Source organism: Citrobacter sp. MGH100 (assembly GCF_001034465.1).
Taxonomy (GTDB): Bacteria; Pseudomonadota; Gammaproteobacteria; order Enterobacterales; family Enterobacteriaceae; genus Citrobacter; species Citrobacter youngae.
The window spans coordinates 1-23,722 of the sequence record NZ_KQ089807.1; the positions used below are offsets into that span (position 1 = coordinate 1).

A 23,722-nucleotide genomic window follows, 5' to 3' on the forward strand; every position below is an offset into this window, starting at 1 on the left:
ATCCGCCGTGTCGATGGAGGCGCATTATAGGGAGTTTCCCTCAACCCGCAACCCTTAAATGACAGAAAAATGACTGACTGCTGCAATCCCCAGCAAAACCCCGCCTTATACCTATTTACGCACAGAGTTATCCACAAACTCACCCATTACTTCTGCGATCCTTTCTGTATATGTACGATCTTCAGCGCTCGAAACGAGGGGCAAAATCGAAAATTAAAAATTCGCGAGCGTTGCGCAAACGTTTTCGTTACAATGCCACCGCACAACAAGGATGCCCCGTAAGGGGCGTTCGCTGAGTTTTTAGCCAAGAATTCACCTAACGCTCTCTGTAATAGTCAAATCCAGGGGATTTACCATGCAACAACGTCGTCCAGTCCGCCGCGCTCTGCTCAGTGTTTCTGACAAGGCCGGTATCATCGAATTCGCCCAGGCACTTTCCGCACGTGGTGTGGAGCTGCTGTCTACAGGTGGCACTGCGCGCCTGTTAGCGGAGAAAGGTCTGCCAGTGACCGAAGTTTCCGATTACACCGGCTTCCCGGAAATGATGGATGGACGCGTGAAGACCCTGCATCCGAAGGTCCACGGCGGCATCCTCGGTCGTCGCGGCCAGGATGATGCCATTATGGAACAACACCACATTGCTCCTATCGATATGGTTGTCGTTAACCTGTATCCGTTCGCCGAGACCGTCGCCCGCGAAGGATGTTCTCTGGAAGATGCCGTAGAGAACATTGATATCGGCGGCCCGACCATGGTGCGCTCCGCTGCCAAGAACCATAAAGATGTAGCTATCGTTGTGAAGAGCAGCGACTACGACGCCATTATTAAAGAGATGGATGCCAACGACGGTTCTCTGACCCTCGACACCCGTTTCGATCTCGCGATTAAAGCCTTCGAACACACTGCCGCTTACGACAGCATGATCGCCAACTACTTCGGCAGCATGGTTCCGGCCTACCACGGTGAAAGCAAAGAAGCCGCCGGTCGCTTCCCGCGTACGCTGAACCTGAACTTTATTAAGAAGCAGGATATGCGCTACGGCGAGAACAGCCATCAGCAGGCTGCCTTCTATATAGAAGAGAATGTTAAAGAAGCGTCCGTTGCCACCGCGCAGCAGGTTCAGGGTAAAGCGCTTTCCTACAACAACATCGCTGATACCGATGCGGCACTGGAGTGCGTGAAAGAGTTCAGCGAACCGGCTTGTGTGATCGTTAAGCACGCGAACCCGTGTGGTGTAGCAGTAAGTACCTCTATTCTTGACGCTTACGATCGTGCTTACAAAACCGACCCGACCTCCGCATTCGGCGGCATCATCGCCTTTAACCGCGAGCTGGATGCCGAAACCGCGCAGGCGATCATCTCCCGCCAGTTCGTGGAAGTGATCATCGCCCCATCGGCTACCGAAGACGCACTGAAGATCACCGCTGCCAAACAGAACGTTCGTGTTCTGACCTGCGGCCAGTGGGCACAGCGTGTGCCGGGTCTGGACTTCAAACGCGTTAACGGCGGCCTGCTGGTTCAGGATCGTGACCTCGGTATGGTGAGCGAAGGTGAACTGCGCGTGGTGACCAAGCGCCAGCCGACCGGGCAAGAGCTGCGTGATGCGCTGTTCTGCTGGAAGGTCGCCAAGTTCGTTAAATCCAACGCCATCGTTTATGCCAAAGGCAATATGACCATCGGTATTGGCGCAGGCCAGATGAGCCGCGTTTACTCCGCCAAAATCGCCGGGATTAAAGCCGCCGACGAAGGCCTGGAAGTGAAAGGTTCCTCTATGGCTTCCGACGCTTTCTTCCCGTTCCGCGACGGGATTGACGCCGCCGCTGCCGCCGGTGTGACCTGCGTTATCCAGCCGGGTGGCTCTATCCGCGATGACGAAGTGATTGCCGCCGCCAATGAACACGGCATTGCGATGGTATTTACCGACATGCGCCACTTCCGCCATTAATCCACGGAGCAGACGATGAAAGTATTAGTGATTGGCAACGGCGGGCGCGAGCACGCCCTGGCGTGGAAAGCGGCACAGTCGCCAAAAGTCGAAACGGTATTTGTCGCCCCGGGTAACGCAGGCACCGCGCTGGAACCCACGCTGCAAAACGTGGCCATCGGCGTAACCGATATCCCAGCGCTGCTGGCCTTTGCCCAGAACGAGAAGATCGATCTGACCATCGTTGGTCCGGAAGCGCCGCTGGTGATTGGCGTGGTCGATGCGTTCCGCGCCGCCGGTCTGAAAATCTTCGGCCCAACGGAAGGTGCCGCGCAGTTGGAAGGCTCCAAAGCCTTCACCAAAGATTTCCTTGCGCGCCATCAGATCCCCACGGCGGAGTACCAGAACTTCACCGAAATCGAACCTGCGCTGGCTTACCTGCGCGAGAAAGGCGCGCCGATCGTTATCAAAGCCGACGGTCTGGCTGCCGGGAAAGGCGTTATCGTGGCGATGACGCTGGAGGAAGCCGAAGCCGCGGTTCATGACATGCTGGCCGGTAACGCGTTTGGCGACGCGGGCCACCGTATCGTGATTGAAGAGTTCCTCGACGGCGAAGAAGCGAGCTTTATTGTGATGGTCGATGGCGAGCACGTGCTGCCGATGGCCACCAGCCAGGACCACAAGCGCGTGGGCAACGGCGATACCGGCCCGAACACCGGCGGGATGGGTGCTTACTCACCGGCGCCGGTAGTGACTGACGAAGTCCACCAGCGCACCATGGAACGCATCATCTGGCCAACCGTGAAAGGCATGGCGGCGGAAGGTAACACCTACACCGGTTTCCTTTATGCGGGTCTGATGATCGACAAGCAGGGCAACCCAAAGGTTATCGAGTTTAACTGCCGCTTCGGCGATCCGGAAACCCAGCCAATCATGCTGCGCATGAAATCCGATCTGGTGGAGCTGTGCCTCGCCGCCTGTGACGGCAAGCTGGATGAGAAAACCTCCGAGTGGGACGAACGCGCCTCGCTGGGTGTGGTCATTGCCGCCGGAGGTTATCCGGGTAATTACAATACCGGCGATGAGATCCACGGTCTGCCGCTGGAAGACGTCGCTGACGGTAAAGTGTTCCACGCGGGCACCAAACTGTCTGCTGACGATCGCGTGCTGACCAACGGCGGTCGCGTGCTGTGCGCCACCGCCCTGGGCAACACCGTGGCTGAAGCGCAGAAACGCGCTTACGCCCTGATGACCGACATCCGCTGGGATGGCAGCTTCAGCCGTAACGACATCGGCTGGCGCGCCATTGAACGCGAGCAACGCTAACGCGAAATTTTCGCCAGCAGCGTTTTACGCGTAATGCCTAACTGACGGGCGGCTTCCGTTTTATTGCCGCCCGTTTTTTCAAGCGCCGCCAGAATCACCTCCTTTTCGACATCCACCAGCGGTTGGATCTCGCCACTGAATTCCGTTTTTATCGGCGTCGCGGCAATCGCCATCGGCAGTTCACGTTCGGAAATATATTCCCCCGTCAGCAGCACCACCGAGCGCTCAATCGCATTTTCCAACTCACGAATATTGCCCGGCCAGTCATAGTGGATCAGCAGATCCATCGCCTGCGGCGTAAAGCCTTTCACCGCTTTACGGTTACGCGCGGCAAAACGCTGGAGAAAATGTTCGGCTAACAGCGGAATATCTTCCCGGCGCTGGCGCAATGCTGGCATTTCGATGGTGACGACGTTCAGGCGATAGTAGAGATCCTGGCGAAAGCGCCCGGCACTGACTTCCTCCGCCAGATCTCGATGCGTGGCGGCGATCAGCCGGACATCAACCGCAATAGTCTGGTTGCTGCCAACCCGCTGTACTTCTCGCTCCTGGATAGCCCGCAGCAAACGCACCTGCATCAGCGGTGAGATATCGCCAATTTCATCAAGAAATAACGTGCCACCATCGGCTTCCACAAAGCGCCCTTCCCGGCGTTTATCCGCCCCGGTAAACGCCCCTTTCTCGTGACCAAACAGCTCGGACTCCAGCAGCGATTCATTAAGCGCCGCGCAGTTGAGCGTCACCAGCGGCTTATCGCGACGGGCGCTGCTGGCATGCAGCGCCCGGGCCACCAACTCTTTCCCCGTGCCGGAGTCTCCGTGAATGAGCACTGTCGCATCTGAGGGCGCAACCATCGCGATTTCATTAAGCAACTTCTGCATCGCCGGACTGCTGCCAATCATGCCAAACTGTACCGCCGACGCCGATGGCAGTTCGGCGCCCATTTCCCGCGTATGCGCCAGCGCCTTTTCCAGCGTCTCCTGCAGACGGTCAAAATCCAGCGGCTTGATTAAATAGTCCAGCGCCCCGGTTTTAAGCGCCTCAACGGCGGTCTCTACGCTGGAGAACGCCGTCATGATCAAGACCGGAATCGCCGGATTCAGCGCTTTAATCTCTTTCAGCGTTGCGATGCCGTCCATCTCCGCCATGCGTACATCACACAGCACTAAATCAAATACGCGTTCGCGCACCTGTTCCAGCGCCGCTCGCCCGCTATAGGCCAGCGCGACCTCATAACCCCAGCCGCGCAGCAGCGCCTGTAAAATAGTGCAGTGGCTGATATCGTCATCTACTACCAGAATATTGATTTTTCCGCGCGTCATCCTTGTTAATCCTGTTGTTTCGCTTTGGTCGGCAGCCAAAGAGTAAAGGTCGCACCTTTGCCCTCAACGCTTGCCACCTGAATGGTGCCACCATGCTGTTCGATAATGTTCTGCACTACCGCCAGCCCGAGGCCGGTTCCGTCAGCTTTGGTTGTAAAGTAAGGCGTAAAAATGGCCTCCAGCTGTTCCGCTGCAATTCCCTTCCCGCTATCGGTAACCACAATTTTAACGCGCTCAGCGCTGCATTCACTCGCTTCAACCGTAATCGTGCCCTGGTGGCCAATCGCATGAATGGCGTTCAGATACAGATTCAGCAGGACCTGCGTTAGCCGGTCAGGATCGGCCTGAATGGTTGGTAGTGCAGGATTTATCGTAAACCGTAATTGAATCTCCCGACTTTGAGCATCCTGGCTTACCAGATGCAATGAGTGGGTGATGACCTCGTTGAGATCCACCTGTTGCAGCGTCAGATGCGCTGGCTTCACCAGCTCCAGCAACTCGCTCACCACCCGATTTAAACGATCCGCCTCTTTCGCCATCACCTGTGCCAGCTCATGCGACTCGCCTCCTGCCGGGGTTCGTTCGGCAAAATACTTCGCCAGACCTTTGATCGATGAAAGCGGGTTACGAATTTCATGCGCCACTCCAGCCGCAAGATGCCCGAGCGCTAACAGTTTTTCTTTCCGCTTCATCGCATCCTGCAATTCCTTGTACGAACGCTGATAGCGCTGATACCAGAAAAACGTAAGTACAGTTGCCAGTAGTACAGCCGCCAGCGCACAGAGGACTATCAGTGTGTTACGCCACTCTCTTGTCTGGGTCGCCGCCAGATCGCTGGCATCAAAGGCGATAAAAATGGTTTGTGCAGGGATGTTAAGCCGCCCGTCATTACTGGCGCAACTCGCCATGCCATGACGTCCTGGACCATACGTCGGCTGAAACTGGCGATAAATTTCCAGAGCCGGCGTGTTTTCACCGTCCCTCACTTGAATGTCAATATTTCGCCAGCTTTCTTGCTCCCCAGGACTAAGCTGTCGCAGGACATCCGGTGAATAGAGCGTTTTCCCGACCATCGCGGAATTGCTGTGAGTCATAATGACGCCATGCTCATCCACAACGGCAAACCATAATACGCCCGGCTGTACGGCCATTTGTTCCAGCAGCGTCTGCTGCTGGGCATGATGCATGCGCATACCCATACCTACGCGCGTACCAGACTCCAGAGCGCGAATGAGTACGCTGCCTTTTTCCAGTAGCGTTTGCCGTGCAGCACCGCTTTCCCGCCCATAGTCCCGAATGGTCATAACCGAAAACCAGCCAACCAAAATCAGGATTGCCGCCAGCAAGAGTCGGCTCAACCACTTTGCCGCCGTGTCTTTATACAGACGCATACGCACTCCCTTTCCCACCGTTTCCTTTCTTCGCTTCAGGTATACAGCAGAAATCATGCCATTTTTTCCCCCTGATAACCCTGCCCTCAGACACAAACCGCTGAAAGTACCGGGTAAAAATGACCCGCTGGCGCGTTCTGGCGAGTCATTTTTACCCGTTTTCCTGCAAAGACGACGCGCACAACGCCCGCAGGACTGGGATTGCCGCTTTGGCACGGAAGATGCAAAAGAGAATGTAAGCTAACCAACAGGAGAACGAACGATGAAACGGAACAACAAACTGGCACTGATTGCACTTTCTCTTATCGCACTGGGCTCCACCCCGGTACTGGCGCAGAATCGCTGGGGATATGGTGATGGAATGCAGCAACGGGGCGGTACCCCAATGACCGCTGAGCAGCAGGCTGCCGCACAGAAAATCTATGATGATTACTACTCCCAGACCAGCGCGTTGCGCCAACAGCTGACATCCAAACGTTATGAGTACAATGCACTATTAACGGCCAGCTCGCCGGACACGGCAAAAATTAATGCCGTGGCAAAAGAGATGGAAGCGTTGAATCAGTCTCTGGACGAGCAGCGCGTTAAACGCGATGTCGCAATGGCGCAGGCTGGCGTGCCACGTGGCGCGGGAATGGGCTACGGCGGATGCGGTAACCATCGCGGCGGCGGCCATATGGGAATGGGGCACTGGTAAAGAACTTAGTGCCTGATGGCAGATTATCAGAAGTTTTTGGCTGTAGGCTGCCAGTGACAAAAATCTTCATTGGCGACTAGCAGTAGCTGCGACCCTTCGGGCGCTTCCAGCCATGCCACACTCACCTCTACGGATGAATGTTTCTGGCGGCGCTCGATATGGTTTATCGCCCACGACTCCAGGTCTGGCTTCAGCGTTTCACCTTCACAGGTTGTGACCGTGTTATCCGCATGCCAACGTCCCTGACGCAATATCACCCGTCCCTGACGCAGCGCATCGCTGGTCTTGCGGATTTGATCGGCACGATAGCGGTACAACGCAATTTGATCGCTGGAAAGCTGCTGCTTTTGCCCGGCGACTTCACGTTGCATGAAACTCAGTTCGCCGCGGTCATCGAAGCGGATACGAATATGTTCCGGCGGTTTACTGTAAACATTGAGTTCTATCAGAGAGAGCGTATCTCCCTGCCAGCGGTATTCACTGGTGGTGGTATCGCCGTTACGCCACGGACTCAATACCGAGAGCAAGTGAACATCGTCACTGGAATCTTTACGCCAGACGCGTACCGCCCCCTGCTCGCCAACATAACCGCTGGCCGTGAACGGAGGAAGCTCGGAATGACGACTACAGGCCGACAGCAACAGCACACCTGAAAGCCAGAGCGTATGACGCCAGATGGACAAAAGGGGCGAAACCGCCCCTTCGTTAAAACTGTTCACTGCCACGCGAATTACTTAACCGCGTCTTTCAGTGCTTTACCAGAAACAAATGCCGGTACGTTAGCTGCGGCGATTTTGATTTCTTTACCGGTCTGCGGGTTGCGGCCAGTGCGCTCAGCACGGTGGTTCACTTTGAAGGTACCGAAACCAACCAGTTGTACAGCATCGCCTTCTTTCAGAGACTCAGTAATAGCAGCCAGAGTGGATTCCAGAGCAGCTTTAGCCTGTGTTTTAGACAGTTCTGCTTTGTCTGCAATTACATCAATCAGTTGAGTCTTGTTCATAAGTTATCCTTACAATGTGTTTATCGCTTGCTAAGCATCGAGTGCGACGGAAATGCCAGAAAAGCACTCTCCTGCATACACGCACCGATAGCCACTTTTTTTCGCCCCCCAAATGTAGACCAGACCGGGGGCGGATGGGAAGCCTTCAGGCACGACAAATCAGGCGTTAAATCACGTTTTGTGGTGTCATTGCTGAAAATTTATACCAATATTGCTCTCGCCAGCCTCGCGCAGGTCTGCACGCAGCCCTTTTATCAGCTCAATATCGCGTTCTTCACAATCGGCTAAAAGTCGGAAAATTTCCCACTGAATATCCCATTCTTGCTCAACGGCAGGGTTCTCTTTGAGCTCTTCATCGGTCATTTCGCGACCAGCTCGCGTCATTTCCAGCATCGCTACTGTGGTAATTGAAGCCTTACTGACTTCAATAGCGTGTTCCAGCGTTTCACCGCTAAGACGTGAATGCATCAGTTCGCTTAATGCCACACAGGCATCAATCGCCGGATAAACGCCGTACAGATCGTAATCGTCTGCAGAAGGAATGGCCTCTTCAAACTTTTCCAGCTGGCTGTCGAAATTGATTTTCGCGTCTTTAACCGTCAGCGCTTCCCAAATCAGATCCAGAATTCGGCGGTAAATCTGTCCATCGCCAAATTCAGTTTGCTTGCAGAACATGGCGTAATTCGGGTACATGCGTTCGCACAGACAGGCCATAAACGTGACGTGCTGCCAGCTTTCCAGCTTCTCCAGACGCAGGTGAATCGGATTTTGTAACATGATGAGTTCTCAAATACGGAAATTAGCCGCAGTTTACCCGATATGGGGCGCTTTTGCTGCAAGCCGCGTAAAAGCCGGGCGTTCGGATGCCACCGCATCTGCCCAGCGCGTTGGTTCCGGCAGACGATAGCCGTTCATACAGCGTTGTACCCACGCCAGTGCGCTGTCCATACTCACGCGGTGACCCGTAGAGATAAACAACGGGTTACAGCGCGCTTTGCTGCGCCAGACCCACGCCAGCTGTTCGCCTTTATCCAGCAATGGTGCTAACGCGCCGGGTTCGGCAGCGAGCGGCTCAAACTTGCCGCACAACCGTTTTTTCGCCACGCCAATCGTCGGGACATCCACCAGCAGACCAAAATGACTGGCTACGCCCAGGCGACGCGGGTGCGAAATGCCGTGCCCGTCAACAAACAGCAGATCTGGCTTGTGCGAGAGCAATTGCCAGGCGGCCATCAGCGCGGGGGTTTCACGAAAGGAGAGAAAACCGGGAATGTAGGGCATGGTGGTGGCAATACGCGCCACCTTGTATTCAACCAGTTCAAGCGTGGGATACTTCAGTAAGACCATCGCGGCTCGCGTCACTTCGCCACCCTGCTCAAACCCAACGTCCGCCCCGCCGATCAGATCAGGCGGATCGTTCTTCAGACGATCCTCGCGGATCACTGAAGAGGCCAGTTCAAGCTGCTGCGCGCGTAATGACGCGAGATCCATAATGACTCCTTAGCGGTGGTACTGTTCGGACAACCGATGTACCGCCTCCACAAAGACACCCGCATGTTCTGGCGGGACGTCCTGATGAATGCCGTGGCCCAAGTTAAAGACATGCCCTTCGCCCTGACCGAATCCGGCCAGAATTGTCGCCACCTCTTCTTCGATGCGGGCTGGCGGCGCATACAGCATGGATGGATCCATATTGCCCTGCAGCGCCACTTTATGACCTACACGACGACGCGCATCGGCAATGTCAGTGGTCCAGTCGAGACCTAACGCATCACAGCCGGTTTCCGCCATCGCTTCCAGCCACTGACCGCCGCCTTTGGTAAACAGGGTCACCGGTACACGATGACCGTCGTTCTCGCGCAGCAGGCCATCGACGATTTTGTGCATGTAGTACAGGGAGAACTGCTGATAGTCGCGACCGGTCAGCACACCGCCCCAGGTATCGAAAATCATCACCGACTGCGCGCCCGCTTTGATCTGCGCGTTCAGGTACAGCGTGACGCTCTTCGCCAGCTTATCCAGCAGCAGATGCAGCGCTTTAGGGTCGGCATACATCATCTTTTTAATCACGGTGAAGGCTTTGCTGCTGCCGCCTTCAACCATGTAGGTTGCCAGCGTCCACGGGCTACCGGAGAAGCCGATCAGCGGCACTTCGCCTTTCAGTTCACGGCGAATCGTGCGCACCGCATTCATCACGTATCCAAGCCCATCTTCCGGGTCCGGGATCGGCAGTTTGTCGACGTCAGCCTTGTTGGTAATCGGGGAGGTGAAGCGTGGACCTTCTCCTGCTTCAAAATACAGCCCAAGCCCCATCGCATCGGGAATCGTCAGGATATCCGAGAAGAGGATCGCGGCATCAAGCTTATAACGACGCAGCGGCTGCAGCGTAACTTCGCAGGCCAGCTCGGCATTTTTGCACAGCGCCATAAAATCGCCCGCCTCGGCGCGCGTGGCTTTATATTCCGGTAGATAGCGGCCCGCCTGGCGCATCATCCATACCGGAGTGACATCAACGGGCTGGCGCAGCAGCGCACGCAGATAACGATCGTTCTTCAGTTCGGTCATTTTTGCAGTTCCTTATTGCGTCAGTCCATCAGTGTATCATCACTCGTTCTTTACTCGTACTCAGCCCGACACATCGCCACAGTGTCTTCAATCAATCGCCGCGCGACGGTGCCTGGCGGGGGAAGCAGCGGTAAATCATCGTAGCGATACCAGTTCGCTTCCAGCAGTTCTTTCGGGTCGATAACAATCTCGCCGCTATCATACTCTGCCATAAATGCGGTCATCAAAGACTGTGGGAACGGCCACGGCTGAGAAGTGACATAGCGCAGGTTTTTCACCTTAATGCCGCTCTCTTCCATGACTTCACGCGCCACCGCCTGCTCAAGGGTCTCGCCCACTTCGACAAAACCCGCCAGCACGGTATGCACGCCGTTGCGATGGCGAACATGTTGGGCGAGCAGGATAGCGTCGTCACGGCGAATGGCGACGATAATACAGGGGGCAATTTGCGGGTAGTAGCGTTCCCGGCAGTGGCTGCACAGCATCGCCCATTCCGTTTTACTCGGGTGCATCGTGTGCCCACAGTAGCCGCAGAATTTATGCGAGCGGTAAAACTCGGCCAGCTGTACGCCGCGTCCGGCCAGTTGAAACAGGCCAACATCCTGGTCAATGACCTGGCGTACCGACCCCATATCGTGGCGACGTTGCTGCTGCACCAGCCAGACCGTCTCCCCTTCCCATTCGCCGATAGAAAGTGCGCGCTGCCCGATCAAATCAAAACGTGCCGCGTCGCCGTGAGGCAGCTCGCCATGAGGCAACCATAACTTTTGCTCATGACTGACAATCCACCAGCCGCTATCTAATTTTTCAATTATACGATCCATATCTCTTGCGCAACCTTTGCTTCACAGGCATGTTGTTTACATTATTTTTACATTTACGGGTGAGCAGTTCCTAAACACCATCTTGCGGAGTCAATCATGCTAAACCAGCTGGAAAGCCTGACGGAGCACGTCGGAGGAAGTAATAAACTGGTTGATCGCTGGCTACATGTACGTAAGCACCTGCTCGTGGCTTACTACAATCTGGTTGGCATTAAGCCTGGCAAAGAATCGTACATGCGGCTCAATGAAAAAGCGCTGGATGATTTTTGTCAGAGCCTGGTCGATTACCTCTCCACCGGACACTTCAGTATTTATGAACGTATTCTCCATAAATTGGAAGGGAACGGGCAGCTTTTAAAAGCCACAAAAATATGGCCGCTGCTGGAAGCCAACACACAATTGATCATGGACTACTATGATACCAGTCTGGAGACCGCCATTGATCATGATAACTTCCTTGAGTTTCAACAGGCTTTATCAGATATCGGCGAGGCGCTGGAAGCCCGGTTCGTGCTCGAAGATAAGCTGATCATGCTGGTATTTGATGCGATGCACGAGAGTGGCACTCTCAAACGTCCTGCTTGAGATTTGTCGCATTAACGCGTAGTTTACATTCATTACCTCTAAGATAGAGGTTACTTCTTGTCGGAGTGCTTATTTTCCACAACAGTATGAGTGGAAAAGGCTGAGACCGTTAATTCGGGATCCGCGGAACCTGATCAGGTTAAGACCTGCGAAGGGAACAAGAGTCAATCTACAACCGTTCGTCTTTGGGCGATCGTCTCTCTCTTGCTTCATCCGTCGTCTGACAAGCCACGTCCTTACTTTTTTGGAATGAGCTATGTCTGCCACTACTAAACCATCACGCCGCGAACAGCGCGCGCAAGCCCAACACTTTATCGATACCCTGGAAGGGACCGCCTTCCCTAACTCAAAACGCATTTATATTACCGGTTCGCAGCCGGATATCCGCATCCCGATGCGCGAAATCCAGCTGAGCCCGACGCTAATTGGCGGCAGCAAAGACAATCCGCAATTTGAAGACAACGAAGCCGTGCCGGTGTACGACACCTCCGGGCCGTATGGCGATCCTGACGTGGAGATTAACGTCCAGCAGGGCCTGGCGAAACTGCGCCAGCCGTGGATTGCGGCGCGTAACGACAGCGAAGAATTAGACGACCGCAGCTCCGCTTACACCAAAGAGCGCCTGGCCGACGATGGCCTGGACGAGCTCCGTTTCAGCGGCCTGCTGACGCCAAAGCGCGCCAAAGCCGGTAAGCGCGTGACCCAGTTGCACTACGCCCGTCAGGGGATCGTCACGCCAGAGATGGAGTTTATCGCCATCCGTGAAAATATGGGCCGCGAGCGTATTCGTAGTGAAGTGCTGCGCCACCAGCATCCGGGGATGAACTTTGGCGCTCGTCTGCCGGAAAATATCACCCCGGAATTCGTGCGTGATGAAGTCGCTGCGGGCCGGGCGATTATTCCTGCCAACATCAACCACCCGGAATCCGAGCCGATGATCATCGGCCGCAACTTCCTGGTGAAGGTGAATGCCAACATCGGTAACTCGGCGGTCACTTCCTCTATCGAAGAAGAGGTCGAAAAACTGGTGTGGTCGACCCGCTGGGGCGCAGATACGGTGATGGACCTCTCCACCGGTCGCTATATTCACGAAACCCGCGAGTGGATCCTGCGTAACAGCCCGGTGCCGATCGGCACCGTACCGATCTACCAGGCGCTGGAGAAGGTCAATGGGATCGCCGAAGATCTCACCTGGGAAGCGTTCCGCGATACGTTGCTGGAACAGGCCGAACAGGGCGTGGACTACTTCACCATCCATGCCGGCGTACTGCTGCGCTACGTGCCGATGACCGCTAAACGCCTGACCGGAATTGTCTCGCGCGGCGGTTCGATCATGGCGAAATGGTGCCTTTCTCATCACAAAGAAAACTTCCTGTTTGAACATTTCCGCGAAATTTGTGAAATCTGCGCCGCCTACGACGTCTCGCTCTCTCTCGGCGACGGCCTTCGCCCGGGTTCGATTCAGGATGCCAACGACGAAGCGCAGTTCTCCGAACTGCATACGCTGGGCGAGCTGACCAAAATCGCCTGGGAATACGATGTGCAGGTGATGATTGAAGGTCCAGGACATGTGCCGATGCATATGATCCAACGCAACATGACCGAAGAGCTGGAGAGCTGCCACGAAGCACCGTTCTACACCTTAGGGCCGTTGACGACAGATATCGCGCCGGGCTATGACCACTTCACCTCCGGCATTGGCGCGGCGATGATCGGCTGGTTTGGCTGCGCGATGCTGTGCTACGTCACGCCAAAAGAGCACCTCGGCTTGCCGAACAAAGAAGACGTGAAGCAAGGGCTGATTACCTACAAAATTGCCGCTCATGCCGCCGACCTGGCGAAGGGGCACCCGGGTGCGCAGATCCGCGACAACGCGATGTCGAAAGCGCGCTTCGAATTCCGCTGGGAAGACCAGTTTAACCTCGCGCTCGACCCGTTCACCGCCCGCACCTATCACGATGAAACCCTGCCGCAAGAGTCCGGCAAGGTCGCCCACTTCTGCTCCATGTGCGGGCCGAAGTTCTGCTCGATGAAAATCAGCCAGGAAGTACGCGACTACGCCGCCGCGCAGACTATTGAAGTGGGAATGGCAGATATGTCGGAGAACTTCCGCGCCAAAGGCGGTGAAATCTACCTCAAAAAAGAGGAGGCATAATGTACCAGCCTGATTTCCCGACCGTGCCGTTCCGCCTCGGGCTTTACCCGGTGGTGGACAGCGTGCAATGGATTGAACGCCTGCTGGCAGCGGGCGTGCGCACGATCCAGTTGCGTATCAAAGATAAACGCGATGAAGAGGTGGAAGCCGACGTTATCGCCGCCATCGCGCTGGGGCGTCGCTATGACGCCCGCCTGTTTATTAACGACTATTGGCGGCTGGCGATTAAGCACAACGCCTACGGCGTGCATCTGGGCCAGGAAGATCTCGAAACCACCGACCTGAAGGCCATTCAGGCGGCGGGCTTACGCCTGGGGGTTTCCACCCACGATGATATGGAGATCGACGTCGCGCTCGCCGCTAAGCCTTCTTATATCGCGCTCGGCCACGTCTTCCCCACGCAAACCAAGCAGATGCCTTCCGCCCCGCAGGGGCTGACTCAGCTGGCAGGTCATATTGAACGACTGGCAGATTACCCGACCGTGGCGATTGGCGGCATCAGCCTTGAGCGCGCCCCGTCGGTGCTGGCGACCGGCGTCGGCAGCATTGCCGTGGTCAGCGCCATTACCCAGGCGGCCGACTGGCAGGCAGCCACGGCGCAGCTGCTCGACATAGCGGGAGTCGGCGATGAATGACCGCGACTTTATGCGCTACAGCCGGCAGATCCTGCTCGGCGATATCGCGATTGAGGGCCAACAAAAGCTACTCGACAGCCATGTGCTGATTGTCGGTCTGGGCGGATTAGGCTCGCCTGCCGCGCTGTATCTGGCGGGAGCGGGCGTCGGCACGCTGACGCTGGCAGACGATGACGACGTTCATCTGAGCAATCTGCAACGGCAAATATTGTTCACCACCGACGACATTGCTCGCCCGAAAGCGCTGGCGGCGGAACGCCATCTGGCGCGTCTTAACCCGGACAGCGAGCTGGTCGTCCTTGAGCAGCGGCTGACGGGCGATGCGCTCCGGCACGCTGTCGAGCGGGCCGACGTGGTGCTCGACTGTACCGACAACATGGCCACGCGTCAGGAAATTAACGCCGCCTGCGTGTCGCTGAATACACCTTTGGTTACCGCCAGCGCCGTCGGTTTCGGCGGCCAGTTGATGGTGCTCACGCCACCGTGGGAGCAAGGTTGTTACCGCTGCCTGTGGCCGGATGATGTCGAACCTGAACGCAACTGCCGTACCGCCGGTATCGTCGGCCCGGTTGTCGGCGTGATGGGCACCTTGCAGGCGCTGGAAGCCATCAAGCTGCTTAGCGGCATTGCGACGCCCAGCGGCGAGTTACGCCTGTTTGACGGTAAAACCAGCCAATGGCGCAGCCTTGCGCTGCGTCGGGCCAATGGCTGCCCGGTATGCGGAGGGCAACATGCAGATTCAGTTCAATGATGAGCCGATGCAGTGCGCCGAGGGACAAACCGTCAGCGGGCTGCTCACCGAGCTTAATCAGCTCAAACCGGGCGCGGCGCTGGCGCTCAATCAGCAGATCCTGCCGCGCGAGCAGTGGCAGCAGCACATCGTGCAGGAAGGCGACCAGATCCTGCTTTTTCAGGTTATTGCAGGGGGTTGATATGTTACGTATTGCCGACAAAACGTTTGATTCACATCTGTTCACCGGTACCGGAAAATTTGCCTCATCGCAGCTGATGGTCGAGGCGCTTCGCGCCTCCGGCAGCCAGCTGGTGACGCTGGCGATGAAGCGCGTGGATTTGCGCCAGCATAACGATGCTATTCTGGCCCCGCTTATCGACGCGGGCGTGACGCTGCTGCCTAACACCTCCGGAGCGAAAACCGCTGAAGAGGCGATTTTCGCCGCCCAACTGGCGCGTGAAGCGTTGGGCACAAACTGGCTGAAATTAGAAATCCACCCGGATGCCCGCTGGCTATTGCCCGATCCCATCGAAACGCTAAAAGCCGCCGAAGCGCTGGTGAAACAGGGCTTTGTGGTGCTGCCCTACTGCGGCGCGGATCCGGTACTGTGCAAGCGGCTGGAAGAGATCGGCTGCGCGGCGGTGATGCCGCTCGGCGCGCCTATCGGCTCCAACCAGGGGCTGGAAACCAAAGCGATGCTGGAGATTATTATCCAGCAGGCGACCGTACCGGTGGTGGTCGATGCGGGTATCGGCGTGCCCAGCCACGCAGCGCAGGCGCTGGAAATGGGCGCTGACGCGGTGCTGGTCAACACGGCGATTGCCGTAGCGGATGATCCGGTGATGATGGCCACCGCTTTCCGTCTGGCAGTTGAAGCGGGCCTTTTGGCACGCCAGGCCGTCCCCGGCAGCAAAAGTTCGCTCGCGCAGGCCACCAGCCCGTTAACCGGATTCCTGGAGGCTTTCGCATGAAAACCTTCACCGACCGATGGCGACAGCTTGACTGGGACGACATCCGTCTGCGCATCAACGGGAAAACCGCCGCTGACGTGGAACGCGCCCTCAACGCTTCACAACTGGGCCGCGATGATTTGATGGCGCTGCTCTCACCTGCCGCCGCCGATTATCTGGAGCCGATTGCGCAACGGGCGCAAAGGCTGACTCGCCAGCGCTTCGGTAACACCGTGAGCTTTTACGTGCCGCTTTATCTCTCAAACCTTTGTGCCAACGACTGCACCTACTGCGGTTTTTCGATGAGCAACCGTATCAAACGCAAAACGCTGGACGAAGATGAGATACAACGTGAGTGTGCGGCTATCCGCGAGCTGGGCTTTGAGCATCTGCTACTGGTCACCGGTGAACATCAGGCCAAAGTGGGGATGGATTACTTTCGTCGCCATTTGCCTGCCATTCGCCGCCAGTTTGCCTCTTTACAGATGGAAGTACAGCCGCTGTCAGAGGCTGAATATGCGGAGCTGAAGACGCTGGGGCTGGATGGCGTGATGGTATATCAGGAGAGCTATCATGAGGCGATTTACGCCCGCCACCATCTGAAGGGGAAAAAGCAGGATTTCTTCTGGCGACTGGAAACGCCGGACCGGCTGGGCCGCGCAGGGATCGACAAAATCGGTCTTGGCGCGTTGATTGGTTTGTCCGACAGCTGGCGGGTTGACTGCTATATGGTAGCTGAACATCTGCTGTGGATGCAGCAGCATTACTGGCAGAGTCGCTACTCCATCTCCTTCCCGCGCCTGCGTCCATGTACCGGAGGCGTTGAGCCCGCGTCCATCATGGATGAACGCCAGTTGGTGCAAACCATTTGTGCATTTCGCTTGCTGTCGCCGGACATTGAGCTGTCGCTCTCCACCCGCGAGTCGCCATGGTTTCGTGACCATGTGATCCCGTTGGCGATCAACAACGTCAGCGCCTTCTCTAAAACCCAGCCCGGCGGTTATGCCGATAACCACCCCGAACTGGAACAGTTCTCCCCGCACGACGATCGTCGCCCGGAAGCCGTTGCTGAAGCACTCATGGCGCAGGGATTACAGCCCGTGTGGAAAGACTGGGACAGCTATCTGGGACGCGCCGCCCAGATGCCCTAAGTCCAACGCTATCGCATAAACAAAAAAACCCGCTTTCGCGGGTTTTTTCTTCACTGGCACTTAACTGCTCAGGCTCTGGCCTTCATCGCTATCGTAAGTGTTCGTGAAATTATCGGCGATTACAGCGCGATAACGTTAACAGCAGACGGACCTTTAGCGCCGTTCTCAACAGAGAACTCCACTTTTTGACCTTCGTCTAAGGTTTTAAAATCGTTGCTCTGGATAGCGGAGAAATGCACAAACACATCCTTGCTACCGTCCTGAGGGGTGATAAAGCCAAAGCCTTTCTCAGGGTTAAACCATTTTACTAAACCAGTCATTTTGTTAGACATAGATACTTCCTTTCATGTTTTTGAGCCGCTTATGCAGCGAAGATGGCCTGTTTTGCAGAAATTAACTTATGGGGCACTTAGGGAGGAGGCTCATGAAGAAGAGTATCTGAGGATAACGCTTGAACTGAGAACTGCTTTACTAAAACTGCTTGCATAAGGTCTGTGTTCCAAACCGATGCCGCTATAGTAGACCTACTTCTAATCATTAAGCAAGCATTAATTTTTTTAATACCCACTGAGTGATGCAATATTGAACCAACGCGGCTAAGCATCCTGGATAACAGCTTGATCTACAATGAACAAAAGCCCCGACTATTGCAGTCAGGGCTTTACGTTACTACACACTTCAAATTTAACATTAATAAACTTAACGATTTAATACTGCTGATGGTACTACTTTAAAATGTACACGTTTACTACAGATAATATTGGATATTGATACTAACTAAAGCTTTCCTCTATTTACCGTTAAACACATTCCACCCGCTTGATAATAGAACTCAAGGCTGGTGACCTAAACAAGTACACTTCCCCTCGCGACATATACTCTTTGATGCGTTGCCTTATTTCCCTCGTGATAACCAAAAAAGCAGAAATCACGAATAATTACTATTAAATCATGGCGTTACATCGTCGCGTTTTACTGATTTTTTGCGATTAGATATATCAACTACGTGACCTGAAAGCATTGTCGAAGTGAAAAAATAGCGTTTTCAGCATCGACTATCCCATACAAAAAATACTTCGTGGCCTTTATCGCAAACCCCAATCGAGCTCTACTAACACTTACTACGTTAACAGCAAACTACAATTTCTCCGCTGTTAAGTATTAACATACGGGTTTAAAAAACGCTGTCAATACTGTTTTTTATAACATGTCTTTATTGACAGTAATTATATATTCCCGCATGTGATAAACGAGTAAAAAGCCGCCGGCCCTGGTGCAGATCATCGGGTTTTGCCTCTTTTTGTAACCGGTTTCAGAAAAAGTGATTTTCTTTGTGATGCCTTGCACACAATCGTTGCAAAGCAGTTGTTGCTATAGCTGGCTCGCGATAATTATCAACCCACACATGTTGATCGAGACTGCTTATGAAAAACATCGTTTTATGCTGTGCCGCCGGAATGTCCACCAGCATGCTGGTGCAAAGGATGAAAGATGCCGCCCAGAAAAAAGGCGTCGACGTCACTATCAAAGCGGTCCCGGTGGCTGAGTTTGCAGAGAATATTGCCACTGCAGATATTGTTTTACTCGGTCCACAGGTTAAGTATGAGCAGGCCAAGCTGCAGGCGCTTGCTGACCCGTTAGGTAAAAAGGTCGCGGTGATCGATATGATGGATTACGGCATGATGAAAGGTGATGCCGTACTGGATAAAGCGCTGAAACTGCTGGAGTAATGGCATGGAAGAGTTAGAAACAATCATCATGGAATTACTCGTTAATGCGGGTGCTGCCCGCAGCCAGGCCCTGACAGCGCTACAACTGGCGCGTAAAGGGGATTTCCCCGGTGCAGAACAAGCGATGACGGAATCACGCGAGTACGTTAAACAAGCGCATAAAATCCAGACCCAACTTATCAGTATCGACGAAGGTACCGGCAAGCTACCGGTCAATCTCATCACCGTCCATTCGCAGGACCATCTGATGAACGCGATGGTGATTCAGGATCTGGCGGGCGACATGATTGAACTTTATCGGCGCTTACCGCCGGTAAATTAATGACATTGCCGGATAGCTTCGTCGCCTCGTAGGCCTGATAAGCACAGCGCCATCAGACATAACACAGACATAAAAAAACCCGCCGAAGCGGGTTTTTTATTATGGTCAGCAACGATTAATCGTTGTCAGAACCGCCCAGGCCTGCGTTCAGCAGTTCTGCCAGGCTGGCAGACGCATCTTCAGCAGTCACCTGCGGAGCAGTTGGCAGTTCGCCCGCTGCGCGACGGCGCATACGATCCTGGTGGTACGCGTAACCGGTACCTGCCGGGATCAGACGACCCACGATTACGTTCTCTTTCAGACCGCGCAGTTCATCACGTTTACCTGCAACAGCGGCTTCGGTCAGGACACGCGTGGTTTCCTGGAACGATGCTGCAGAGATGAAGGACTCGGTTGCCAGAGACGCTTTGGTGATACCCAGCAGATCGCGGGAGAACGTTGCACCCACTTTGCCGTTCGCTTCCAGCTCGCGGTTAGCGATCTTGACGCGGGAGTATTCAACCTGCTCGCCTTCCAGGAAGTCGGAGCTACCAGCGCTTTCGATGGTGGCTTTACGCAGCATCTGACGAACGATAACTTCGATGTGTTTATCGTTAATCTTAACGCCCTGCAGACGGTATACGTCCTGAACTTCGTTAACGATGTAACGAGTTACAGCATGCACACCACGCAGACGCAGGATGTCGTGCGGCGCTTCCGGACCGTCGGAAACCACGTCACCACGTTCTACACGTTCACCTTCGAACACGTTGAGCTGACGCCATTTCGGAATCATCTCTTCGTACGGTTCGCTACCGTCTACCGGGGTGATAACCAGACGACGTTTACCTTTGGTTTCTTTACCGAAGGAAATGATGCCGCTGATTTCAGCCAGGATTGCCGGCTCTTTCGGACGACGTGCTTCGAACAGGTCCGCAACGCGCGGCAGACCACCGGTGATATCCTTGGTACCGCCGGATTCCTGCGGAACACGCGCCAGGGTGTCACCAGAGCTGATCTGTACGCCATCTTCCAGCTGAACAATCGCTTTACCCGGCAGGAAGTACTGAGCAGGCATATCGGTGCCTGGGATCAGAACGTCGTTGCCCTGAGCATCAACAATTTTCAGTGCCGGACGCAGGTCTTTACCACCCGCAGTACGCTCTGCGGAATCCAGAACCACCAGAGAAGACAGACCGGTCAGCTCATCGGTCTGACGAGTAATGGTCTGGCCGTCGATCATGTCAGTGAAGCGGACGAAACCACTCACTTCGGTGATAACCGGCATGGTGTGCGGATCCCAGTTTGCTACGGTTTCGCCGCCAGCAACCTGTTCGCCATCACCTTTCGCCATAACGGAGCCGTAAGGCACTTTATAGCTTTCTTTGGTACGGCCGAATTCGTCGATCAGTTTCAGCTCGGTGTTACGTGAGGTGATAACCAGTTTGCCGCTGGAGTTCACAACCGACTTCGCATTGCTCAGACGGATGCTACCTTTGTTTTTCACCTGGATGCTGGATTCAGCAGCCGCACGAGATGCCGCACCACCGATGTGGAACGTACGCATCGTCAGCTGTGTACCCGGTTCACCGATGGACTGTGCCGCGATAACGCCGATTGCTTCACCTTTGTTGATGATGTGGCCACGCGCCAGGTCACGACCGTAGCAGTGCGCACATACACCAAAGTCGGTGTCACAAGATACGACGGAACGTACTTTGACGGAGTCAACGGAGTTCTCTTCCAGCAGATCACACCACTGTTCGTGCAGCAGCGTGTTGCGTGGAACCAGAATATCCGCCGTACCCGGCTTCAGAACGTCTTCAGCAGTTACACGACCCAGAACGCGATCGCGCAGCGGCTCTTTAACGTCACCACCCTCGATAACCGGGGTCATGGTGATGCCTTCCAGAGTGCCGCAATCGTCTTCAGTAACAACCAGGTCCTGCGCAACGTCGACCAGACGACGAGTCAGATAACCGGAGTTCGCTGTTTTCAGTGCGGTATCCGCCAGACCTTTACGCGCACCGTGAGTAGAGATGAAGTACTGGAGTACGTTCAGACCTTCACGGAAGTTCGCGGTGATTGGCGTTTCGATGATGGAGCCATCTGGCTTCGCCATCAGACCACGCATACCGGCCAGCTGACGAATCTGTGCTGCAGAACCACGCGCACCGGAGTCGGCCATCATGTAGATGCTGTTGAAGGAAACCTGCTGCTCTTCTACGCCGTCACGGTTAATAACGGTTTCGGTTTGCAGGTTATCCATCATCGCTTTGGATACACGATCGTTCGCCGCAGCCCAGATATCGATAACTTTGTTATAGCGTTCGCCCGCGGTTACCAGACCAGACTGGAACTGCTCCTGGATCTCAGCAACTTCAGCTTCCGCTTCAGAGATGATCTCGTGTTTCTTCTCTGGGATGACCATGTCATCAATACCAACAGATGCACCTGAACGCGCTGCATAAGCAAAGCCGGTGTACATTGTCTGGTCAGCGAAGATAACGGTCGGCTTCAGGCCCAGAATGCGGTAACAGGTGTTCAGCATTTTGGAGATAGCTTTCTTGCCCAGCGCCTGGTTGACGATGGAGAAAGGCAGACCTTTCGGTACGATCATCCACAGAATGGCGCGACCAACGGTCGTGTCTTTCAGGCTGGTGTGCGCAACGAATTCGCCGTTTTCATCTTTTTCATATTCAGTGATACGCACTTTAACGCGCGCATGCAGAGAGGCCAGACCTGCGCGATAGATACGCTCAGCTTCTTTCGGGCCAGTCAGCACCATGCCTTCGCCTTTGGCGTTAACACAGTCACGGGTCATGTAGTACAGACCCAATACAACGTCCTGAGAAGGAACGATGATTGGCTCGCCGTTCGCAGGTGACAGGATGTTGTTAGTAGACATCATCAGCGCACGCGCTTCGAGCTGGGCTTCCAGCGTCAGCGGTACGTGAACAGCCATCTGGTCACCATCGAAGTCGGCGTTATATGCCGCACAAACCAGCGGGTGCAGCTGGATAGCTTTACCTTCGATCAGTACCGGTTCAAATGCCTGGATACCCAGACGGTGCAGTGTTGGTGCACGGTTCAGCAGTACCGGGTGTTCGCGGATAACTTCGTCCAGGATATCCCAAACGACAGCTTCTTCACGCTCAACCATTTTCTTAGCGGCTTTGATGGTGGTGGCCAGGCCACGCAGTTCCAGCTTGCCGTAAATGAACGGTTTGAACAGTTCCAGTGCCATTTTCTTCGGCAGACCGCACTGATGCAGACGCAGGTATGGACCTACGGTGATTACAGAACGACCGGAGTAGTCAACACGCTTACCGAGCAGGTTCTGACGGAAACGACCCTGTTTACCTTTGATCATGTCAGCCAAAGATTTCAGAGGACGTTTGTTAGAACCGGTGATCGCACGACCGCGACGACCGTTATCCAGCAGGGCGTCAACCGCTTCCTGCAGCATACGTTTTTCGTTGCGTACGATGATGTCCGGCGCAGCCAGATCCAGCAGACGCTTCAGACGGTTGTTACGGTTGATAACGCGACGATACAGATCGTTCAGATCCGACGTTGCGAAACGACCACCATCCAGCGGAACCAGCGGACGCAGATCTGGCGGCAGAACCGGCAGAACGGTCAGGATCATCCACTCTGGCTTGTTGCCAGACTGTACGAAGGCTTCCAGCAGTTTGATACGCTTGGTCAGCTTCTTACGCTTGGTTTCGGAGTTGGTTTCGTTCAGCTCTTCGCGCAGAGTTTCACACTCTTGCTCCAGATCCATGCTCTTCAGCAGGGCCTGGATTGCTTCCGCACCCATCTTCGCGTCGAATTCGTCACCGAACTCTTCCAGCGCGTCCAGATACTGCTCTTCAGTCAGGATCTGTTGACGTTCCAGATTAGTCATACCGCCTTCGATAACCACATAAGATTCGAAGTACAGTACACGTTCGATATCACGCAGCGGCATATCGAGCAGCAAACCGATACGGGACGGCAGAGATTTCAGGAACCAGATGTGAGCGGTCGGAGACGCCAGCTCGATGTGGCCCATACGCTCACGGCGTACTTTGGTCTGGGTCACTTCAACGCCGCACTTCTCACAGATCACACCACGGTGTTTCAGGCGCTTGTACTTACCGCACAGGCACTCATAGTCTTTTACCGGCCCAAAGATACGGGCGCAGAAAAGGCCGTCACGTTCAGGTTTGAACGTACGGTAGTTGATGGTTTCCGGCTTCTTAACTTCACCGAAAGACCATGAACGGATCATGTCTGGCGAGGCCAGAGCAATTTTGATCGCATCAAACTCTTCGGTTTTAGTCTGCGCTTTCAGAAACTTTAATAAATCTTTCACGGATTTGCTCCCGTCGGAGTTAGCACAATCTGGCGCTGGCTGTTACGCCAGCACCAGTGACCTGTTTGAT

Annotated in this window: 23 protein-coding genes and 1 riboswitch; of the genes, 13 read left to right on the forward strand and 10 right to left on the reverse strand. The window is 54.8% G+C overall.

The genetic code is table 11. The features are described from left to right. Window positions 1-355 precede the first annotated feature (355 nt). Window positions 356-1,945 carry a bifunctional phosphoribosylaminoimidazolecarboxamide formyltransferase/IMP cyclohydrolase gene (gene purH, locus SK32_RS23765; RefSeq protein WP_048214104.1) on the forward strand — a complete coding sequence of 530 codons (1,590 nt, stop codon included), beginning with the start codon at window positions 356-358 and terminating at the stop codon, window positions 1,943-1,945. Between the two features lie 15 nt (window positions 1,946-1,960). Then, window positions 1,961-3,250 carry a phosphoribosylamine--glycine ligase gene (gene purD, locus SK32_RS23770; protein ID WP_048214105.1) on the forward strand — a complete coding sequence of 430 codons (1,290 nt, stop codon included), beginning with the start codon at window positions 1,961-1,963 and terminating at the stop codon, window positions 3,248-3,250. On the opposite strand, the gene zraR is transcribed toward purD, so the two are convergent. After that, window positions 3,247-4,572 carry a sigma-54-dependent response regulator transcription factor ZraR gene (gene zraR / locus SK32_RS23775; protein WP_048214106.1) on the reverse strand — a complete coding sequence of 442 codons (1,326 nt, stop codon included), beginning with the start codon at window positions 4,570-4,572 and terminating at the stop codon, window positions 3,247-3,249. The genes purD and zraR overlap by 4 nt on opposite strands. Window positions 4,573-4,577: 5 nt before the next feature. Continuing rightward, window positions 4,578-5,963 carry a two-component system sensor histidine kinase ZraS gene (zraS, locus tag SK32_RS23780; protein WP_048214107.1) on the reverse strand — a complete coding sequence of 462 codons (1,386 nt, stop codon included), beginning with the start codon at window positions 5,961-5,963 and terminating at the stop codon, window positions 4,578-4,580. Between the two features lie 55 nt (window positions 5,964-6,018). Between zraS and SK32_RS23785 the strand changes: the two genes are divergently transcribed. After that, window positions 6,019-6,207 carry a hypothetical protein gene (locus tag SK32_RS23785; RefSeq protein WP_048214108.1) on the forward strand — a complete coding sequence of 63 codons (189 nt, stop codon included), beginning with the start codon at window positions 6,019-6,021 and terminating at the stop codon, window positions 6,205-6,207. An 18-nt stretch (window positions 6,208-6,225) separates the two neighbouring features. Beyond that, on the forward strand, window positions 6,226-6,660 hold the full coding sequence (gene zraP / locus SK32_RS23790; protein ID WP_048214109.1) for a zinc resistance sensor/chaperone ZraP: 435 nt from the start codon (window positions 6,226-6,228) through the stop codon (window positions 6,658-6,660). A gap of 26 nt (window positions 6,661-6,686) precedes the next feature. Here the strand turns inward: zraP and SK32_RS23795 are convergent, their stop codons facing one another. From SK32_RS23795 to nudC, 6 genes are all read right to left on the reverse strand, one after another. Continuing rightward, complete coding sequence (locus tag SK32_RS23795) at window positions 6,687-7,379, reverse strand: DUF1481 domain-containing protein (protein ID WP_048214127.1); 693 nt, start codon at window positions 7,377-7,379, stop codon at window positions 6,687-6,689. A gap of 11 nt (window positions 7,380-7,390) precedes the next feature. Next, a complete protein-coding gene (hupA, locus tag SK32_RS23800) occupies window positions 7,391-7,663 on the reverse strand; it encodes a nucleoid-associated protein HU-alpha (RefSeq protein WP_001044509.1) in 273 nt (90 codons plus the stop codon). Window positions 7,664-7,849: 186 nt separating this feature from the next. After that, on the reverse strand, window positions 7,850-8,440 hold the full coding sequence (locus SK32_RS23805; RefSeq protein ID WP_048214110.1) for a YjaG family protein: 591 nt from the start codon (window positions 8,438-8,440) through the stop codon (window positions 7,850-7,852). A gap of 33 nt (window positions 8,441-8,473) precedes the next feature. Further along, window positions 8,474-9,154 carry a deoxyribonuclease V gene (nfi, locus tag SK32_RS23810; RefSeq protein WP_048214111.1) on the reverse strand — a complete coding sequence of 227 codons (681 nt, stop codon included), beginning with the start codon at window positions 9,152-9,154 and terminating at the stop codon, window positions 8,474-8,476. Window positions 9,155-9,163: 9 nt separating this feature from the next. Further along, window positions 9,164-10,228, reverse strand: coding sequence for a uroporphyrinogen decarboxylase (gene hemE / locus SK32_RS23815; protein WP_048214112.1), 1,065 nt, complete (start codon window positions 10,226-10,228; stop codon window positions 9,164-9,166). A gap of 50 nt (window positions 10,229-10,278) precedes the next feature. Beyond that, window positions 10,279-11,052, reverse strand: a complete 774-nt coding sequence (gene nudC / locus SK32_RS23820) for an NAD(+) diphosphatase (protein ID WP_048214113.1) — start codon at window positions 11,050-11,052, stop codon at window positions 10,279-10,281. Window positions 11,053-11,148: 96 nt separating this feature from the next. Between nudC and SK32_RS23825 the strand changes: the two genes are divergently transcribed. The 7 genes from SK32_RS23825 (at window position 11,149) to thiH (ending at window position 17,261) form a co-directional block, all read left to right on the forward strand. Continuing rightward, window positions 11,149-11,637, forward strand: a complete 489-nt coding sequence (locus SK32_RS23825; RefSeq protein ID WP_005132871.1) for an Rsd/AlgQ family anti-sigma factor — start codon at window positions 11,149-11,151, stop codon at window positions 11,635-11,637. A gap of 51 nt (window positions 11,638-11,688) precedes the next feature. After that, window positions 11,689-11,811: riboswitch (TPP riboswitch) on the forward strand. An 82-nt stretch (window positions 11,812-11,893) separates the two neighbouring features. Beyond that, a complete protein-coding gene (gene thiC / locus SK32_RS23830) occupies window positions 11,894-13,792 on the forward strand; it encodes a phosphomethylpyrimidine synthase ThiC (protein ID WP_048214114.1) in 1,899 nt (632 codons plus the stop codon). Further along, window positions 13,792-14,427 (forward strand): thiamine phosphate synthase, encoded by a 636-nt coding sequence (gene thiE / locus SK32_RS23835; RefSeq protein ID WP_048214115.1) that lies wholly within the window; start codon window positions 13,792-13,794, stop codon window positions 14,425-14,427. The genes thiC and thiE overlap by 1 nt, the downstream gene beginning before the upstream one ends. Continuing rightward, on the forward strand, window positions 14,420-15,178 hold the full coding sequence (locus tag SK32_RS23840) for a HesA/MoeB/ThiF family protein (RefSeq protein WP_048214116.1): 759 nt from the start codon (window positions 14,420-14,422) through the stop codon (window positions 15,176-15,178). The genes thiE and SK32_RS23840 overlap by 8 nt, the downstream gene beginning before the upstream one ends. Continuing rightward, the gene (gene thiS, locus SK32_RS23845; RefSeq protein WP_048214117.1) at window positions 15,159-15,359 is read left to right on the forward strand and encodes a sulfur carrier protein ThiS; all 201 of its coding nucleotides are present in this window, start codon (window positions 15,159-15,161) and stop codon (window positions 15,357-15,359) included. Before SK32_RS23840 ends, thiS begins: the two co-directional genes overlap by 20 nt. A 1-nt stretch (window position 15,360) precedes the next feature. Next, entirely contained in the window at window positions 15,361-16,131 is a 771-nt protein-coding gene (gene thiG, locus SK32_RS23850; protein ID WP_048214118.1) for a thiazole synthase, read from the forward strand. Beyond that, a complete protein-coding gene (gene thiH / locus SK32_RS23855) occupies window positions 16,128-17,261 on the forward strand; it encodes a 2-iminoacetate synthase ThiH (RefSeq protein ID WP_048214119.1) in 1,134 nt (377 codons plus the stop codon). Before thiG ends, thiH begins: the two co-directional genes overlap by 4 nt. 119 nt (window positions 17,262-17,380) lie before the next feature. Here thiH and cspE read toward each other — a convergent pair whose 3' ends face one another. Beyond that, a complete protein-coding gene (cspE, locus tag SK32_RS23860; protein WP_048214120.1) occupies window positions 17,381-17,593 on the reverse strand; it encodes a transcription antiterminator/RNA stability regulator CspE in 213 nt (70 codons plus the stop codon). Window positions 17,594-18,685: 1,092 nt separating this feature from the next. Between cspE and SK32_RS23865 the strand changes: the two genes are divergently transcribed. Further along, a complete protein-coding gene (locus SK32_RS23865) occupies window positions 18,686-18,991 on the forward strand; it encodes a PTS sugar transporter subunit IIB (RefSeq protein ID WP_048214121.1) in 306 nt (101 codons plus the stop codon). Window positions 18,992-18,995: 4 nt separating this feature from the next. Continuing rightward, complete coding sequence (locus tag SK32_RS23870; protein WP_048214122.1) at window positions 18,996-19,313, forward strand: PTS lactose/cellobiose transporter subunit IIA; 318 nt, start codon at window positions 18,996-18,998, stop codon at window positions 19,311-19,313. A 115-nt stretch (window positions 19,314-19,428) separates the two neighbouring features. Here the strand turns inward: SK32_RS23870 and rpoC are convergent, their stop codons facing one another. Continuing rightward, window positions 19,429-23,652, reverse strand: a complete 4,224-nt coding sequence (rpoC, locus tag SK32_RS23875) for a DNA-directed RNA polymerase subunit beta' (RefSeq protein ID WP_048214123.1) — start codon at window positions 23,650-23,652, stop codon at window positions 19,429-19,431. Window positions 23,653-23,722: the final 70 nt, after the last annotated feature.